The organism is Streptomyces sp. NPDC002055, from assembly GCF_040296705.1.
Classification (GTDB): Bacteria; Actinomycetota; Actinomycetes; order Streptomycetales; family Streptomycetaceae; genus Streptomyces.
Genome location: NZ_JBEOXS010000051.1, coordinates 36,051 through 53,183 on the forward strand (window position 1 = coordinate 36,051; position 17,133 = coordinate 53,183).

A 17,133-nucleotide genomic window follows, 5' to 3' on the forward strand; every position below is an offset into this window, starting at 1 on the left:
ACGCGTGACGTCCGGCGGGCCGCCGAAGGGCCCGCCGGACGTCACGCCCCGGCGTCCCGGGGCGTGGACGCGGACTACTGCGCTCCCATGCGGATCAGGTCGTCCGCCGCGTCGTTGACGGGCTGCGGGGTGCCCGTGAGATCCATGACGAAGAGCGGGATGTGCAGGTCGTCGGCGCGGGCGCGGGCCTCGCGGCGGTAGCCGGCGAGGGAGAAGAAGACGCTCTCCGCCGAGTCGGTGAGACCGTTCAGCCACAGGCACTCGACATCGCGGAGTGTGGACGGCCGGGTCGTGGGATCGACCTGCGCGACCACGCCCCTGCCGCGTACGGAGACCCCGGACGTCGGCCGGTCGTCGGCCTCCAGCACCTCCCGGAAGCCCAGCCACTTCAGATACTCGGCCGCGGCGGTCACGGCGTCCCGGCTGGTGCGGATCGTCACCGGCCGGAACGCGGGCCGCAGCACGGCCGAGGACGGCGGCTGCGTCCGCGCCGGTGAGCCGGGCCCGGGGTGCCGCGCGCCCGCGGCGGAGCTGCGCGGTCCGGCGTCGGACGGCTCCGGCGGCGGCGCCACCGGCAGCCGCAGCACACAGCCGCAGGGGCAGCCCAGTTCGGGATGCGGCCACTGGTCCTCCCGGCCGCAGGACGGACAGCGGGCCGTCACCCAGGACTCCTCCCAGGTGTGGTGCTCCATCGGCTCCGCCGGGGCCTCCGTCTGCAGGGTGAGGGTCACCGGGGTGCCGCAGGGACAGGGGAAGGCGGGCGGGGTGAACGAGTGCTCGCGGCGGCACGCGGGGCAGCGCACCGGCACGCTCTCTGCCATGTTCGGCTCCAGCACAGATCCGTAGGAGGGATGTTCGCTCCATCGTCCATCAAAGCGTGCCGGGTTGGGAGGGAGTCGGCGGTTTTGTTCTCGCCAGGGGTATCGCAGGCCGGCGCCCGGAAGGGCATCCCACGGCGGGGCCGCTCCGGGGCCCGGCCGGGACACCTCCGGCCGCAGGTTCCGCCCACCGGTCCCGCCCACGGGTCCCGCCCACCGGTCCCTCCCGGCCGGCGACCGTACGCCCCCGTCAGCTGTCGCGCAGCCGCCCCACCGCCGCCTCGACCCGCTTGCCGTAGTCCGGGTCGGCGGCGTGGAAGTGGGCCAGGTTCCGCTCGATCACGTCCTCGCGGGTGACCTGGGACAGCCCGCCCGCGATGGTGGCCACCAGGCGCTCCCGCTCCTCCTCCGACATCAGCCGGTAGAGCTCACCGGCCTGGAAGAAGTCGTCGTCCTTGGTGTGCGCCGGCGCCGCGTGGGTCCCGGTGTGCCCGGAGACCGGGAGCGGGGCGGACAGCGCCTGCCCGGTCTCCACCGGTCCGCCGTACGAGTTCGGCTCGTAGTTCTTCGCGAAGCGGCCCCCGGTGTCGACCGCCATCAACCCGTCCCGGCCGTAGGTGTGGGCCGTGGTCGCCCGGGGCGCGTTGACGGCGAGCTGGGTGTGGTTCACGCCGAGCCGGTACCGGTGCGCGTCCGCGTAGGCGAACAGCCGGCCCTGGAGCATCTTGTCCGGCGAGGGCCCGATGCCCGGCACGAAGTTGTTGGGGGAGAAGGCGGCCTGCTCGACCTCGGCGAAGACGTTCTCCGGATTGCGGTTCAGCACCAGCCGCCCCACCCGCCGCAGCGGGACGTCGGCGTGCGGCCACACCTTGGTGAGGTCGAACGGGTTGAAGCGGTAGTCCGCCGCCTCGGCAGCCGGCATGACCTGCACGTACAGCGTCCAGGACGGGTGCATCCCGCGCTCGATGGCCTGGAGCAGATCGCGCTGGTGCGAGTCGGCGTCCCGGCCCACCTGCTCGGCCGCCTGCTCGTTGGAGAGGCAGCGGATGCCCTGGTCGGTCTTGAAGTGGTACTTGACGAAGAAGGCCTCGCCCTCGGCGTTGGTCCACTGGTAGGTGTGCGAGCCGTAGCCGTTCATGTGGCGGTACGAGGCCGGGATGCCGCGGTCGCCCATCAGCCAGGTGACCTGGTGGGTGGCCTCGGGGGAGTGCGCCCAGAAGTCCCAGACGTTGTCCGGCTCCTGGCTGCCGGTGAACGGGTCGCGCTTCTGCGAGTGGATGAAGTCCGGGAACTTCAGCGGGTCCTTGATGAAGAAGACCGGGGTGTTGTTGCCGACGAGGTCGTAGTTGCCCTCCTCGGTGTAGAACTTCAGCGCGAAGCCGCGCGGGTCCCGCACCGCGTCCGCCCCGCCGAGGCTGTCGGCGACGGTGGAGAACCGGGCGAACACCTCGGTGCGCTTCCCGACCTCGCTCAGGAAGCCGGCCCGGGTGAAGCCGGTGACGTCGTCGGTCACCTCGAAGTGGCCGTGGGCACCGGAACCCCGGGCATGGACGACGCGCTCCGGTATCCGCTCGCGGTTGAAGCGGGCGAGCTTCTCCAGCAGGTGCTGGTCCTGGAGGAGGAGCGGACCGCCGGCGCCGGCGGTGGCGGAGTTCTGGTTGTCGGCGACGGGAGCGCCGGATTCCGTCGTCAGCGTGGGCTTCGGCATGGTGACCTTCCGTCCGGGAGCGCGGAATTCGACGTCCGCGTCTGGAGCGTAGGGAGCCCTCCGAGCGAACGTCAACAGTTTGTTGAAAGGTGGTGGGGGTGCGGCGGCTGCGCGCGGGGTGGGGGTGCGCCGTTCGAAGCCCGTGCGGGGCCCGGGGTGCGACCGGCTCGGTGGCGCCGCTGCCGACCGCTACCGAGGCGTGGAGCCGAGCGGTCGCCGGTCGCGACCGGCGAGCGTGCTCTCAGGAGTCGTCGCCCGCCGCGACGATGTCCTGCTCCACGTGTTCCATCAGCTCGCCCAAGTTCCGTACATCGTGGTCGAGTTCCGCGGCCCGGGGTGCCGCCTGCTGGACCATCGCCACCGTGGCCCTCGCCAGCGCCACCGCGTCCTCGGGCCGGTCCTCGCCGAGCAGCGACTCGATGGCGGAACCGAGCCCGGCCAGGGTCTCGTCGTCGGTGGGCGGGACCAGATGGTGCTCCAGGCCCGGCGGATACGGCGTCCCCTCCCGCACCTCGCGCACCGCCGTCACGACCGCGGGCCGGGCGCTGTACTGGTCGAGCAGCTCGACCAGCACGTACAGCCGGGCCGCGAGCCGTGGCCTGCCGGGGTGCCGGTCCAGCCAGGCGAGCAGTGCGCGGGGGCCGTCGAGATGGTCGGTGAGCCGCGCCAGCGCCTCCGCGATCTTGTTGGGCAGGTCCCAGTGGAACGGCATGAGCCCCGCCACCTGCTGAGCGAGGGTCGCCTCGCCCTGCGGGTCCAGCGTGCCGGCGATGAAGGCATCGACCAGCGCGATGTCGAGCACGGATTCACCCGGCCCGGACCGCTTCCGTGAGCCGTGGGACGCGGCGTTGCGACGCTTGCGGAACAACCGGGCGCCGACGCTCCTCAGCGGCTTGTCCCGCATGAATCCTCCCAGCTCCGGTGGTGCTGTCCTCGTCCGGCTCTCGTGCGGCTCGGCGTCGTCTCCGTCGTCCTGGGGCGCGGCGTCCCGGGGTGACGGCAGCCCATCGGAGCCCACTCACACAGTGACCTCCCGGCCGGGGGAACGCGCGCTTGTTAGCCCATGCGGACCAGCTCTCGTAGGTGCGGAGCGCCAGACGCACGAAGGGTGGTCCAGTACCCCGAAGGGGGGCGCTCCCGGATCACGGGCTTTGCGTGCCCTCGTGATGGACGGCGGATTCCGGCGGCGATGGTGTGGCCTGCGTACCCGCCGGGCGAAGCGAGAGCCCCTAGGGTGTCCGGAGGCGAGAGGAGGGGGCGTCTGATGGCCAATCGGGGTGCGGGCAGCCGGCCGAAGTATCAGCGGATCGCCGACGACCTGAAGCGGGCGGTTCATGCGGGTCGGTACGGCCCGGGCGATCGGCTCCCCGGTGAGAACGACCTGATGGCGACCTACGAGGTGGCCCGGATGACTGCACGGCAGGCCCTTGGGGTGTTGCAGAACGAGGGGCTGGCCGAAGCGCGCAAGGGTGCCGGAGTCTTCGTTCGGTCCTTCCGTCCGCTGCGGCGGCACGGCATTCAGCGCCTCGCCGAGGAGGCCTGGGGCAACGGGCGCTCGCTGTGGTCGGCCGACGACGACGGCCGCAGCGTCACTGTCGACCGGGTCTCCGTCGATGAGCAGCCTGCGCCGGCACGGGTCGCTGTGGTACTCGGGCTGGACGAGGGTGACGCCGTCTGTGTCAGGAGTCGGCGGTACGTCCTCGACGGCAAGCCGGTTCTTCTCGCGGTGTCGTACCTCCCGGCGGCCCTGGTCTCCGGCTCGGCGATCACTCGGCAGGACACCGGGCCGGGTGGCATCTATGCGCGCCTCGCCGACCTCGGTCACAAGCCGGTGCACTTCCGGGAGGAGATTCGCTCCCGGATGCCCTCCGCCGATGAGGCCGACGATCTGGAACTGACCATGGGTACGCCGGTGTTCCTGATCGCCCGGACGGCTTTCACTGCTGACGGCGGAGCGGTGGAGGTCAACGAGATGACCCTCGACTCGGCCTCGTACGTCCTCGAGTACGACTTCGACGGGTGATCCGACCCTCTTCGTCGAGCTCCGAGGCTCGCTACCTGGTCGGCCCGGGCTGCGTGCCGGTTGCCGGTCGGCGTGGCGTTGGTGAAGCCCCGACCTCATGGGCCCGTCGGTTGACTAGTACGGCGTCCGGTCCCGGCTGCCCGCGATAGCCGCGCCCTCAACCGCGATCCGTGCCCGGATTCTGCGCCCTTCTCCGCCTCTTGGTGATCACTTCTGATCAGCCGCAGTCAATGTAGTTCACCGTGCAACCATCGCGCCCCGTTGCGAGTCCTCCACATGCAACACAGTTTCATCACCAATGGAGGGGGATCTCTCATGCGCAAGTTTCCCGTCATAGCCGCAGCCGTCGCTGCCGGTGCGATGGCCGTTCTCACCGCCGTTCCGGCTCAGGCCGCGGAGTACGGCTCGGCGTTGAAGGTGCGTGGCGTCCAGTACGACGCGCCCGGCCGGGACTCCAACAGCTGCTCGTCCGGCAACACCGACGAGGAGTACCTGACGGTCAAGAACTACTCGTCCTCGGCGACCGTGAACCTCAAGGGGTATGTCGTGAAGGACGCCACCGGGAACCGCTTCACCTTCACCGCGAACCACTACCTGCAGCCCGGTGACCATGTGAAGCTCCGCGGCGGCCACGGCGGCGACTCCGACGCGCGGAACGTGGTCTACCGCGACAACTGCAACTTCCTGTGGAACAACGACCGCGACACGATCTACCTGTACAAGCCCTCGGGCAGCCGCGCGGACGTCCACTCCTACACCCGGAGCGGATCCGACCGCGACGGCAACGGCTACATCGGCTACCACTCCTGAGGGATCGCTTCCTCGGGTCGTGGGCTCTCCGGGTTCCGCAGCTCCTGAATTCCTGAGTCCCTGAACTCCTGGGGTCTGTGAGCTGGTTGCGTTCCTGGGCTCGTGAGCAGTCCGTGCGGACCCCGCTTCCGACGTGTCGATGTACCGACGTATCGACGTGGAGGCGGGGCCCGCCCTGTGAGCCGTTACCGGGGGTAGCGCCCGTGGGGCGGGGTAGACGGGCGGCAAGGGTGGACCGAGGGTTCCGGGCGGCGGCGCCTGGCGCGACAGGACAGGTGTCGGCGCCGCCGCCCGGGGCTGAGGGCGGCCCGGTCAGGGCTCCGGTTCGAACTCCCGCACCGCGTCGATGTCCGGGCCGTGCGGGGTGTTCGCCTCGCGCTCGATGAGGATCTCCACCAGCACCGGCCGGGAGGTCGCGACGGCTTCCCGGCGAGCCCATTCGATCGCCGGGCGGATGCCGGCCGGGTCGGCGACGCGGCGGCCGGAGCAGCCGTACGCCTCCATGAGCCGGACGTTGTCCGTGCCGTGCTCGTCGTAGTGGATGTCGACCTGGTAGTTCATCCCGTAGCCGAGGGAGGCCTGGCGGATCAGCCCGAGGTATTCGTTGTTGAGCATGATCAGGACGTACGGCACCCGGTACTGCGCCGCGACCGCCAGCTCCTCGACCATGTACTGGAAGCCGTAGTCGCCGACGATGCCGACGACTTCGGCGTCGGACCGGCCCATGCCGTCCAGCGCCTTGCGGACTCCGATCGCGGCCGGGATCTCCCAGCCGAGCGGACCGGCCTGGCCGCACACCTGGTAGTGGCGCGGCAGATGGGCCTTCTGATGCTGGCCGCCCCAGATCTGGTACAGGCCGATCGCGGTGACGAAGTAGGTGTGCTCGTCGAAGATCTCGTTGATCTCCCGGTAGATCCGCGGGGCCTTGACCGGGACCGAGTCGAAGTCCTCCCTGCGCACCAGCGTCCGTTTGAGCTCCTGGCAGCGCGCCACCCAGGCCGCGACATCCGCCCGTGCCCCGCGCCGGCGTGCGGCGTCCAGCAGGGCGCGCAGGAAGAGCCGCGCGTCGGAGACGATGCCCAGGTCAGGTTCGAACACCCGGCCCAGCTGGCGCGGTTCGATGTCCACCTGCACGAAGGTCCGGTCGCCGCGGTAGACGGAGAGGTCCGCGCCGGTGTGCCGGTCGCCGAACCGGGCCCCGACCGCCAGCACGAAATCCGACTCCAGGAACGAGGCGTTGGCATAGCGCTGCGAAGTCTGGATGCCGGTGGTGCCCAGGTTCAGCTCGTGGTCGTCCTCGATGACGCCCTTGCCCATCAGCGTGACCTGGAACGGCACCCGCAGATACTCGACGAGTTCCCGCAGCTCCGCCGACGCCTCGGCCAGGATCACTCCGCCGCCGGCGAGGACCAGCGGACGCCGGGCCGCCAGCAGCAGATCGAGGGCGGCCTCGACGCGCGGCAGGTGAGGCGGGACGGCCGGTACGGGCAGCGGGGTGTCGAGCGAGGCGTCGTAGGCGATCTCCCGCCGGGCGATGTCCACCGGGATGTCGATGAGCACCGGGCCCGGACGGCCCTCCCGGGCGATGCGGAACGCCTCCCGGAAAGCCCAGGGGATCTGCGCCGCCTCCTTGATCTGCACGGCCCACTTGGTGACCGGCCGGGCGATCTCCACGATGTCGACCGCCTGGAAGGCCTCCTGGTGCAGCTTGGGGGAGACCGCCTGACCGGTGACGCAGAGCAGCGGGATCGAGTCCGCCTGCGCGGTGTAGAGGCCGGTGACGAAGTTGGTGGCGCCCGGCCCCGAGGTGGCGAGGGCCACGCCCACGCGGCCGTTGGTCCGGGCCCAGCCGTCGGCCATGTGGGTCGCGCCCTCTTCGTGACGGACGATCAGATGCTCGATCCCGCCGACCCGTACCATCGCCTGGTACAGCGGCAGGATGGCGGCGCCCGGGCAGCCGAACGCGATGTCGACGCCCTCGTCCTTCATGATGTGGACCGCCGCCTCCATGGCCGGCATCCGCACCGCGCCGGTGTACGGGGGCCGGGGCGCCGTGCCGTCGGCGGTGTGCTGTGCGATCGTCTCCGCGGTCATGGCGTCAGCCCCCGGCCCACGATCCGGACAGCCGCTCGACGCCCCGCAGCAGGGCGGAGTGGTCGAGTCCGCCGTCGCCCTGGGCGCGCAGCGAGGCGACCAGCCCGGCCACCAGCGAGCCGGCCGGCAGCGCCGCCCCGACGGCGCGCGCCGCGTCGGTGACGATGCCCATGTCCTTGTGGTGCAGGTCGACCCGGAAGCCCGGAGTGAAGTCCCGGTCCAGGAAGTTGGCCCGTTTGCGGGCCAGCACGGTGGACCCGGCCAGCCCGCCCCCGAGCACGTCGAGTGCCGCCGGGAGGTCCACCCCCGACTTCTCCAGGAACACCACGGCCTCGGCGGCCGCCTGGATGTTGACCGCCACGATCAGCTGGTTGGCGGCCTTGACGGTCTGTCCGGAGCCGTGCGCGCCACACAGCACGATCGTCCGGCCCAGCGCTTCGAGGATCGGCCGAGCCCGGTCGAAGACCGCCCGCTCGCCGCCCACCATGATCGAGAGGGCCGCTTCCACGGCTCCCGCCTCGCCGCCGGAGACGGGGGCGTCGAGGACGTCGATCCCGTACGGCGCCGCGGCCGCGGCCAGGTCGACGGAGGTCTGCGGGGTGATCGAGGACATGTCGATCAGCAGGGCGCCGCGCCGGACGTTCGCCAGGATGCCGTCCTCGCCGTAGGCGACCGCCTCGACCTGCGGGGAGGCCGGGACCATCGTGATCACCACGTCGGCGTCCCGGACGGCTTCGGCGACGGAAGCGGCGGCCGTGCCGCCGTTCGCGGCGAGCCGGTCCAGCTTCTGCCGCTCCAGGGTGAAGCCGGTGACGGGGTAGCCGGCCTTGACCAGGTTCTCGGCCATCGGTGAGCCCATGATGCCGAGGCCTATCCAGGCGATGCGCGGAAGGGCGTCGTCGGAGGGAGTTGGGCCGGTGTCCGGCGGGAGCGCGGTGCGCGGGGAGTCAGGGGCCATGAGGGGTGCCTCTCTGGGAACGTGCGGGAGGGTGCGGCTTTCGGGGATGCGGCCTTCGTGGGTGCGGTCTTCGGGGATGCGGCCTTCGTGGGTGCGGGCGGCCGGGCCGAACGGCTGGGCCGAACGGTCGGGGCGGGACGGGGAGAAGAGGGCCGAATGGGAAAGCGGGGTCGAACGGGAAGGCAGCGCTGAACGGCAAGGCAGCGCTGAACGGGCGGGCGGTGCCGAACGGCAGGGAAGCGGGGGCGGGACCAGGGCGGACCGGGGGCAGCGGCCGGATCGGCGCCCGGATCAGCGCCCGGCCGGCGCCGCGCGGCGGTCCGCCGGCAGCCAGGCGAACGCCTCCGGGCCCTCGCCCCGGTACTCCAGGCCGATCCAGCCGTCGTAACCCGCCGCCCGGAGGGCGTTCAGCGCTCCGGCCAGGTCCAGGTCGCCGGTCCCGGGGGCGCCGCGGCCCGGGGCGTCGGCGATCTGCACGTGCCCGGTCCGCCCGGCGTGGCGGCGGATGACCTCGTGCAGGTCCTCGCCGTTCCGGGACAGGTGGTAGAGGTCCATCAGGAACGCGGCGTTGCCGAGCCCGGTGGCGGCGTTCACCCGGTCCGCGAGCTCGACGGAGGCGTCGGCGGTCTGCAGGGGATACCGCGGTGACTCGGCCCGGTTCAGGGTCTCGATCAGCAGCGTCGCACCCACCCGGTCGGCGGCGCGGGCGGCCAGGGTCAGGTTCTCCAGCGCCAGGGCGTCCTGCACCCGCGGGTCCACGCCGTCGGTCCGGTTGCCGTACAGCGCGTTGAGCGCCCGGCAGCCGACGGATCCGGCGAAGTCGGCGGCGAGGTCGATGTTCGCGCGGAAGCGGTCGGACTCCTCGCCGGGGAGCGACAGGGCGCCCCGGTCCGGTCCGGGCAGCCGGCCGGCGTAGAAGTTCAGGCCGACGAGCCGGGTGCCCGCCCGGTGCAGTGCCGCCCGCAGGGCGTCGAGCTCCGCCTGCTCCGGTGTGGGGGTGCCGGTCCACGGCCACCAGAGTTCGACCGCGGTGAACCCGGCCGCGGCGGCCGCCGCCGGCCGTTCCAGCGGCGGCAGCTCGGTGAAGAGGATCGAGAGGTTCACATCGAAGCGCCAGTCGTGCCAGTCATGCCGGTCGTGCCGGTCATGCCAGTCGCGCCGGTCCGTGCCGCCGGTCTCCGGAAGAGCCATGACACCTGCCTCACTTCCGTCTCGGGTGACCGATTCCCATCATCGCGTAATTCCATAATGTGGAATCTAGTTTCTGCCTGATGGAAGAGTGCCCAGCCTCGCCGAGGCTGTCAAGAGGCGCGGCCGGGTTCCCCGCCACCCACGCCGGGCCGCCCGCCCGCGCCCGACCGCCCGCGCCAGGCCGCCCACGCCGACTCACGCCGACCCTCGCCGGACCGGCGGCGGGCGGTCGACCAGTGCGGCGGACCCGGTGCGGCGGACCCGGTGCGGCGGGCACGGTGTCACGGTCCGGGCGCGTCCCCGTCCGGAGATGTCGCGGCCCGGGGGCGGCGCAGTAGGTTGAGGGGCGTGAGACTCAGGGTTGAATTCACCACCGAGCCGTTCGACCTCGACGAGGCGCCGCCCCATGCGGTGGTCGCGCGCGAGGTCGTCCAGTCCGCCGAGCTGGACGCCGTCGACGTCGGCCCGTTCGGCAACACCGCCGAGGGGGCGTCGGGGGCGGTGCTGAGCGCGGTCGACACCCTGCTGCGCAAGTCCCTCGAGGCGGGCGCCACTCGGGTCTCCCTGCAGGTGAACGTGGTCGGGGAGGGCGACGCGTGACCGAGGCCGACCACCCCTTCATCGCTGCGGTCAAGCCGCTGGTCGACGCCATGGGCGGCGAGATGGTGGCGCCCGAGCACGCCCGCGGGGACGACGTCGTCCTCGCCTGGGAGGGCCGGGACGTCCTGGCCGTGCGGCTGCCCCATCTGTCCGACTCGCTCGACCACATCCTGGCGGACCTGGAGCGGCGTCACGGGGTGCCGCTGGCCCAGCTCGACCGCAAGACGAAGCAGTCGGTGGTCCGGGTGCTGGAGGCGCGGGGCGCGTTCTCCGTGCGGCACGGCGTGGAGACGGTGGCCGGCGCCCTCGGGGTCAGCCGGTTCACCGTCTACAACTACTTGAACCGCGAGAACGCGGCGAAGGGTGACGGCTGACCGGCGAACGGCGACGGCTGAGCGGCCGAGGGTGACGGCCGAACGGGCCCCGGGTCCGCGGATTCCGTGCCGCACGCCTCGGCCGCACGGCACTGCGCCGCGCGTAACACACCGTTCACAAGATAGCTTCAACAAAGTGTTGACGTGATGTTGCGGGAAGGCGTTAGCTAGGCGAAGCCCGTCCGGCACCAGCCACGGGCGGAGCCCGTCCAGCCCAGGCCACGGAGGCACCCGTGACGTCGACTTCGCCACCGGGTCTCGCCCGGTTCAACACCGCGGAGGCCGGTGCCGCCCGCGCCGCCCTGCACGAGGTGTGCGCCAGTACGGCGTGGGGGAGCCGGATCCTCGACGGCCGCCCGTACGCCGGCCTCGACGCCCTGTTCGCCGCGAGCGACGCCGCCATGGCCGGGCTCACCGCGGCGGATCTCGCCGAGGCCATGGCCGGACATCCGCCGATCGGGCGACCGAAGCCCGGCGACCCCACCTCCGCCCGCGAGCAGAGCGGGATGTCCGGCGCGTCCGACCGGCTCAAGGCCGAGATGCTCGAACTCAACCTGGCCTACCAGGAGAAGTTCGGGCACGTCTTCCTGATCTGTGCCACCGGCCTCACCGGGGAGCAGATGCGGGACGCTCTCCGCGCCCGCAGCGGCAACGCGCCGGAGCAGGAGCGCGAGATCGTCCGGCGGGAACTGGGGAAGATCAACCGCATCCGGCTGACCCGTCTCGCAGAAGGAGGGGCCGCGGCATGAGCGACGGCACCACCACCTCCGTGTCCACCCACATCCTGGACACCAGCATCGGCCGCCCGGCCGCCGGAGTGGCCGTCGAGATGTCCGTTTGCGGCGAGAGCGCCGCATGGACCGTCCACGGCACCTCCGTCACCGACGCGGACGGGCGCTGCAAGGACCTTCCGGCCCTGCCGGAGGGCACCACCCGGGTACGGCTCTTCTTCGCCGTCGAGCCGTACTTCACCCACCGCACCAGCGACCACCACAGCCACCAGCACCGTCACGACCGGCCAGCCGAGGAACAGCAGGACGCCCCCCGCGCAAGGGACAGCGGAGCCTTCTTCCCGGAGGTGGCGATCACGTTCGCCGTCGAACCGGGCGAGCACTACCACGTGCCGCTGCTGCTCAACCCGTTCGGCTACTCCGTATACCGAGGGAGCTAGCACCGACATGTCACCGAACCAGCCGCCCGCCAGGCCCGTGGTTCTCGGCCAGAACCAGTACGGCAAGGCGGAGAACCGCGTCGTCAAGATCGTGCGCGAGGGGGACACCCACCACATCAAGGACCTCAACGTCTCCGTCTCCCTCTCCGGGGACATGGACGAGGTCCACTACTCGGGCAGCAACGCCAACGTGCTCCCCACCGACACGACCAAGAACACCGTGTTCGCCTTCGCCAAGGAGCACGGCATCGCGTCGGCCGAGCAGTTCGGCATCCATCTGGCCCGGCACTTCGTGACCAGCCAGGAGCCGATCCACCGGGCGCGCATCCGCATCGAGGAGTACGCCTGGGAGCGGATCGCCCCCTCCGACGCCAACTCCCGCTTCATCGGCGCCGACGAGGTGCGGCACTCCTTCGTCCGCAAGGGCCAGGAGACCCGCACCGCCCAGATCACCTACGACGGAACGTCCTTCGAGGTCATCGGCGGCCTGAAGGACCTCACCGTCCTCAACTCCACCAACTCGGAGTTCTGGGGCTATGTGAAGGACCAGTACACCACCCTGCCGGAGGCGTACGACCGCATCCTCGCCACGGAGGTGCACGCCCGCTGGCGCTACCGCTGGGCCGCCGACGACGACCGGATGCCCGACTGGAACACCTCCTACGACCGGGCCCGGAAGCACCTGCTGGAGGCGTTCGCGGAGACCTACAGCCTCTCCCTCCAGCAGACCCTCTACCAGATGGGGTCACGCGTCATCAGCAGCCGGACCGAGATCGACGAGATCCGGCTCTCGCTCCCCAACAAGCACCACTTCCAGGTCGATCTGGAGCCGTTCGGGCTGCAGAACGACGCCAAGGACGGAGCCGTCTACTTCGCCGCGGACCGCCCCTACGGGCTCATCGAGGCGACCGTCCTCCGGGACGGCGTGGAACCGCGTATCCCGACCGACCTGACCAACCTCTAGCAACCACCCGTCGCCTCCCGGCGACACCCTCCGACGTGCGCGCCGGCGTCGGTCCCCGGGGCATCCCGCCCCGGGGGCACGGAGGGGAGCGGGGGCAGCTGCGCAGCCACCGCCCGGCCGTCCGGAAACGCCCGGGCACCACGGACCCGGTCGTCACCCCGCCCGGCCCCCGGGCCCGTCCACCAACGGAAGAACGAGGAACCGCCATGGCAGCCCCGCGCACCGTCATCGAGAACTGCGCCATCGCCACCGTGGACGCGCACGACACCGAACACGCCTCGGGCCATGTCGTCGTCGCCGGGAACCGCATCGAATCGGTGGGCGCCGGCAGAGCCCCCGACGATCTGCGGGACGTGGTGCGCCGCGTCGACGGCACCGGACACCTGCTCACCCCGGGCCTGGTCAACACCCACCACCACTTCTACCAGTGGCTCACCCGCGGCCTCGCCCAGGACTCCAACCTCTTCGACTGGCTGGTCACCCTGTACCCGACCTGGGCGCGGATCGACGAGGAGATGGTGTACGCCGCCGCCCGCGGCTCGCTCGCCATGATGGTGCGCGGCGGCGTCACCACCGCCATGGACCACCACTACGTCTTCCCCCGCGGCGCCGGTGACCTGCTCGGCGCCGAGATCCGGGCCGCCCGCGAGCTGGGCGTACGGTTCAGCCCCACCCGCGGCTCCATGGACCGCGGCGCCTCCGACGGCGGCCTGCCCCCGGACTTCGCCGTCGAGACCACCGAGGCCGCCCTGATCGCCACCGAGGAGGCGATCGACACCCACCACGACCCCTCGTTCGACTCGATGCTGCGCATCGGCGTCGCCCCCTGCTCGCCGTTCTCCGTCTCCACCGAACTGCTGCGCGAGGCGGCCGCCCTGGCCCGCCGCAAGGGCGTCCGGCTGCACACCCACGGCTCGGAGACCGTCGAGGAGGAACAGTTCTGCAAGGAGCTGTTCGGGATGGGGCCCACCGACTACTTCGAGTCCACCGGCTGGCTCGGCGACGACGTGTGGATGGCGCACTGCGTCCACATGAACGACACCGACCTCGCGGCGTTCGCCCGCACCGGCACCGGCGTGGCCCACTGCCCGTCCTCCAACGCGCGGCTCGCCGCGGGCACCGCCCGCGTCCCCGACATGCTGGGGGCCGGGGTGCCGGTCGGCCTCGGAGTGGACGGCACCGCCTCCAACGAGTCCGGCGAACTCCACACCGAACTGCGCAACGCCCTCCTCGTCCACCGCCTCGCCGGCGGCGAGAAGGCCCTGAACGTCCGTCAGGCCCTGCGACTGGGCACCTACGGAGGCGCCCAGGTCCTCGGCCGGCAAAAGGAGATCGGCTCCCTGGAACCCGGGAAGCTGGCCGACCTGGCGCTGTGGAAGCTGGACGGCCTCGGCCACTCCACGATCGCCGACCCGGTCGCGGCCCTCGTCCTCGGCGCCGCCGCACCGCTCACCCTCCTGCTCGTCAACGGCCGGCCCGTCGTCGAGGACAGCCGGCTCACCACCGCCGACGAGGACGACATCGCCCGCACCGCGCGCGACGAGGCCCAGCGGCTCGCGCGGATCGCCGCCGAGAGCTGACCCGACGTCCGGCCGGGAGGGACGGCTCCCGGCCGGCGGCCACGGCACCGAGCGGGAGCCGTGGCAGGCCGTACTCGGGGGCGCGGACTCCGCGCCCCCGAGTACGCCGGCCGCGCCCTGCCCGCACCACCGACAGCGGCCCCGCCCCGCACCCCCACGCACCGCACCCGCAAGGCCTCCCGGAAAGCCGTGTCGTCCGCGACACGAAAATCGACAGGAGGAACCCCCGTGGCCGCAGCGCCCAGGCTCCCCAGGACCACCCGCTCCCCGCAGCCCGACCCGGCCACGCACCCGGTCGACCGCACCCTTCCGCCGCTGAGGATGTTCACCAGCGGCCTCCAGCACGTGGCCGCCATGTACGCGGGCGTGGTGGCCCCGCCGATGATCCTCGGGCCCGCCGTCGGCCTGACCGCCACCGAGACCGCCTTCCTGATGGGCGCCAGCCTCTTCACCGCGGGCCTGGCCACCCTCCTCCAGACCATCGGCTTCTGGAAGGTCGGCGCCCGGCTGCCCTTCGTCAACGGCGTCTCCTTCGCCGGCGTCACCCCGATGATCGCCATCGGCAAGGCCCACAGCCCCGACGACGCTCTGCCGGTCATCTTCGGCGCGGTGATGGTCGCCGGCGTCCTGGGCTTCCTCCTCGCCCCCTGGTTCTGCAAACTCGTCCGGTTCTTCCCACCGGTGGTCACCGGCACCGTCATCACCCTGATCGGGGTGTCGCTGCTGCCGGTCGCCTTCAACTGGTCTCAGGGCGGCAACCCGGCCGCCGACGACTACGGCTCCCCGCGGGCCATCGGCCTCGCCGCCCTGACCTTCGCGATCGTGCTGCTGCTGCGCCGGGTGCTGCGCGGCTTCCTCCAGCAGATCGCCATCCTCCTCGGCCTCGTGGCCGGAACGCTCTTCGCGATCCCCTTCGGCATGACCGACTTCGGCGCCCTGAGGAACGCCGGACTGATCGGCTTTCCGGCCCCGTTCCACTTCGGGGCACCGCAGTTCGACACGGCCGCGATCGTCTCCATGGTCATCGTGATGCTGGTCTGCATGACCGAGTCGACCGCGGACATGCTGGCCCTCGGCCGGATCGTGGACCGCCCGGCCGACGAGCGGACCATCGAGGGCGGCCTGCGCGCCGACACCCTCGGCACCGCCCTCAGCCCGGTCTTCAACGGCTTCGCGTGCAGCGCCTTCGCCCAGAACATCGGCCTGGTGGCCATGACCCGGGTGCGCAGCCGGTACGTCGTGGCGACCGCGGGCGGCATCCTGGTCCTGCTCGGCCTGTGTCCCGTCGCCGCCTCCGTCATCGCGCTCGTACCGCTGCCGGTCCTGGGCGGCGCCGGCATCGTGCTGTTCGGCTCGGTCGCCGCCAGCGGAATGCAGACCCTGGCCACGGCCGCCCTGGAGCAGGGCGAGAACGCGCTGATCGTGGCCGCGTCGGTCGGCGTCGGGCTGATCCCCATCGCCGCGCCGGACTTCTACCACGCCTTCCCGGACGACCTGCTGGTCATCCTGGACTCCGGCATCAGCACCGGCTGCATCGTGGCGATCGTCCTCAACCTGCTCTTCAACCACCTGGGCAGCAGGGACCGGAACCCCGGCCCCACCGGCACGGAGGCCCCCGCACCGGAACCGACGGTGGCCGCCTGACCCCGGGTGCCGGGCCCCGGGGCCCGGCACCCACTCACGGGCATCAGTCGAGGTGGTACCGGTCTCCGTAGACCTTCCAGTCCAGCGGCGTGTCCAGCGCGAGATTGCCCCGCTCCAGGAAGACCCGCTGGGCGGTGTCGACCCGGCTGGTGTCCCGGTGCGCCTTCTCTTGACGCATCGCGGCGACCCGGGCATCGAGGAAGGCGTGCAGATACCGCACCTCGTCACCGCCCCGGGCCGGCGGCTCCGCCCCGCGCACGGCCTTCTCCCGAATCGCACGCAGACCGCGCACACCGTGCACCACCGCCGCGTCGTAGTACGCGAACTGGCCCAGCACACCCACCCCGTCCGCCTTCGCCCGCCGCACCGCGGGACCGAAGTAGTCCCGGTCGCGCTCCTCGTCCTGCGCCCGGCGGAACGCCGGATCCTTCGCCGCCGCACGCCACGCCCGCGGAAACCCGGGATCCAGCCCTTCGTGCGAGGCACTGCCCACGACCTGCCGCAGCGCGGGCAGATACCGGGCGAGCCCGTTGCCCGGCCGGGCGTCGGTGTAGGCCCGCACCACCTTCAGCAGGTCACCGGTGCCCGAACAGAACCCGATGATGCCCGCGGTGTAGCCGCGCCCGTCCCCGATGTCCTCGATGTACGCGTACTGGGCCCGCCAGTCCAGCGAGGAGTTCTCCGCACTGGACACCAGCCGCATGGCGATCTCCTTCTTCACCGGATCGTCCAGCCCGGCCCGCACCACGGGCGCCGACGCCCGGGGCGGCTCGGAGGACACCGCCACCGCCACAACCGGCACCGCGAGCACCACCAGCCCGAGCGCCGTCCACGAGACCGCGCGCCCCCTGCCGCCCCGAGCCATGCGCTCCTCCGATGCCACGAATCCATCAGCACCGGCATTCTCGTATCCCCAGGACCCCACCACCCCGACAACCCACATTCCAGCCACCGCGCACGCCGACCGGAGTGAACCGAGGCCGTTCGGACGTCAACGCATGGACCCGCAGGCGATGGGCTGGACGACCGCCAGGGGCAAAGACAAAGCCGGGCCAGTCCACAAAGGCCACAGGGCACCGGACAAAGACGGCGGCGCGCCACGACGGGCTGGTGGTCCGTACGCAAGGGGGTGGGGGCGCAGGGGTGGGGGGTTCCGGAACGTATATTTACGGCCCTGGGGGCCACAAATACACGGAAG

The 17,133-nt window shown here is 71.8% G+C and carries 16 protein-coding genes; 9 read left to right on the top strand and 7 right to left on the bottom strand.

What is annotated here, in order from left to right:
• Positions 1-74: 74 nt before the first annotated feature.
• From ABT112_RS26465 to ABT112_RS26475, 3 genes are all read right to left on the bottom strand, one after another.
• Positions 75-821: a hypothetical protein gene (locus ABT112_RS26465; protein WP_351513655.1), complete on the bottom strand. Its 747-nt coding sequence runs from the start codon at positions 819-821 to the stop codon at positions 75-77.
• Positions 822-1,068: 247 nt separating this feature from the next.
• Positions 1,069-2,526, bottom strand: a complete 1,458-nt coding sequence (locus ABT112_RS26470; RefSeq protein ID WP_351513657.1) for a catalase — start codon at positions 2,524-2,526, stop codon at positions 1,069-1,071.
• 241 nt (positions 2,527-2,767) lie between these two features.
• Complete coding sequence (locus ABT112_RS26475; protein WP_351513659.1) at positions 2,768-3,544, bottom strand: hypothetical protein; 777 nt, start codon at positions 3,542-3,544, stop codon at positions 2,768-2,770.
• Between the two features lie 246 nt (positions 3,545-3,790).
• On the opposite strand from ABT112_RS26475, the gene ABT112_RS26480 reads away from it, so the two are divergent.
• Both ABT112_RS26480 and ABT112_RS26485 read left to right on the top strand, forming a co-directional pair.
• Entirely contained in the window at positions 3,791-4,549 is a 759-nt protein-coding gene (locus tag ABT112_RS26480; protein ID WP_351513661.1) for a GntR family transcriptional regulator, read from the top strand.
• 315 nt (positions 4,550-4,864) lie between these two features.
• A complete protein-coding gene (locus tag ABT112_RS26485; protein WP_351513663.1) occupies positions 4,865-5,359 on the top strand; it encodes a lamin tail domain-containing protein in 495 nt (164 codons plus the stop codon).
• Positions 5,360-5,671: 312 nt separating this feature from the next.
• Here the strand turns inward: ABT112_RS26485 and gcl are convergent, their stop codons facing one another.
• The 3 genes from gcl to ABT112_RS26500 form a co-directional block, all read right to left on the bottom strand.
• Positions 5,672-7,378, bottom strand: a complete 1,707-nt coding sequence (gcl, locus tag ABT112_RS26490; RefSeq protein WP_502975453.1) for a glyoxylate carboligase — start codon at positions 7,376-7,378, stop codon at positions 5,672-5,674.
• Positions 7,379-7,457: 79 nt separating this feature from the next.
• A complete protein-coding gene (locus ABT112_RS26495; protein ID WP_351513664.1) occupies positions 7,458-8,411 on the bottom strand; it encodes a 2-hydroxy-3-oxopropionate reductase in 954 nt (317 codons plus the stop codon).
• 291 nt (positions 8,412-8,702) lie between these two features.
• A complete protein-coding gene (locus ABT112_RS26500) occupies positions 8,703-9,602 on the bottom strand; it encodes a TIM barrel protein (RefSeq protein ID WP_351513666.1) in 900 nt (299 codons plus the stop codon).
• A gap of 348 nt (positions 9,603-9,950) precedes the next feature.
• Between ABT112_RS26500 and ABT112_RS26505 the strand changes: the two genes are divergently transcribed.
• From ABT112_RS26505 to ABT112_RS26535, 7 genes are all read left to right on the top strand, one after another.
• Positions 9,951-10,202 (top strand): hypothetical protein, encoded by a 252-nt coding sequence (locus ABT112_RS26505; RefSeq protein WP_351513668.1) that lies wholly within the window; start codon positions 9,951-9,953, stop codon positions 10,200-10,202.
• Between the two features lie 50 nt (positions 10,203-10,252).
• Entirely contained in the window at positions 10,253-10,576 is a 324-nt protein-coding gene (locus tag ABT112_RS26510; RefSeq protein ID WP_351513685.1) for a helix-turn-helix domain-containing protein, read from the top strand.
• A 233-nt stretch (positions 10,577-10,809) separates the two neighbouring features.
• Entirely contained in the window at positions 10,810-11,325 is a 516-nt protein-coding gene (gene uraD / locus ABT112_RS26515; RefSeq protein ID WP_351513670.1) for a 2-oxo-4-hydroxy-4-carboxy-5-ureidoimidazoline decarboxylase, read from the top strand.
• Positions 11,322-11,747: a hydroxyisourate hydrolase gene (locus ABT112_RS26520; RefSeq protein ID WP_351513672.1), complete on the top strand. Its 426-nt coding sequence runs from the start codon at positions 11,322-11,324 to the stop codon at positions 11,745-11,747. Before uraD ends, ABT112_RS26520 begins: the two co-directional genes overlap by 4 nt.
• Positions 11,748-11,754: 7 nt before the next feature.
• The gene (gene pucL, locus ABT112_RS26525) at positions 11,755-12,711 is read left to right on the top strand and encodes a factor-independent urate hydroxylase (RefSeq protein ID WP_351513674.1); all 957 of its coding nucleotides are present in this window, start codon (positions 11,755-11,757) and stop codon (positions 12,709-12,711) included.
• 206 nt (positions 12,712-12,917) lie between these two features.
• On the top strand, positions 12,918-14,291 hold the full coding sequence (locus ABT112_RS26530; protein ID WP_351513676.1) for an 8-oxoguanine deaminase: 1,374 nt from the start codon (positions 12,918-12,920) through the stop codon (positions 14,289-14,291).
• Positions 14,292-14,519: 228 nt separating this feature from the next.
• Positions 14,520-15,935, top strand: a complete 1,416-nt coding sequence (locus ABT112_RS26535) for a nucleobase:cation symporter-2 family protein (RefSeq protein ID WP_351513678.1) — start codon at positions 14,520-14,522, stop codon at positions 15,933-15,935.
• 43 nt (positions 15,936-15,978) lie between these two features.
• On the opposite strand, the gene ABT112_RS26540 is transcribed toward ABT112_RS26535, so the two are convergent.
• Positions 15,979-16,800 (bottom strand): chitosanase, encoded by an 822-nt coding sequence (locus ABT112_RS26540; RefSeq protein ID WP_351513679.1) that lies wholly within the window; start codon positions 16,798-16,800, stop codon positions 15,979-15,981.
• Positions 16,801-17,133 lie beyond the last annotated feature (333 nt).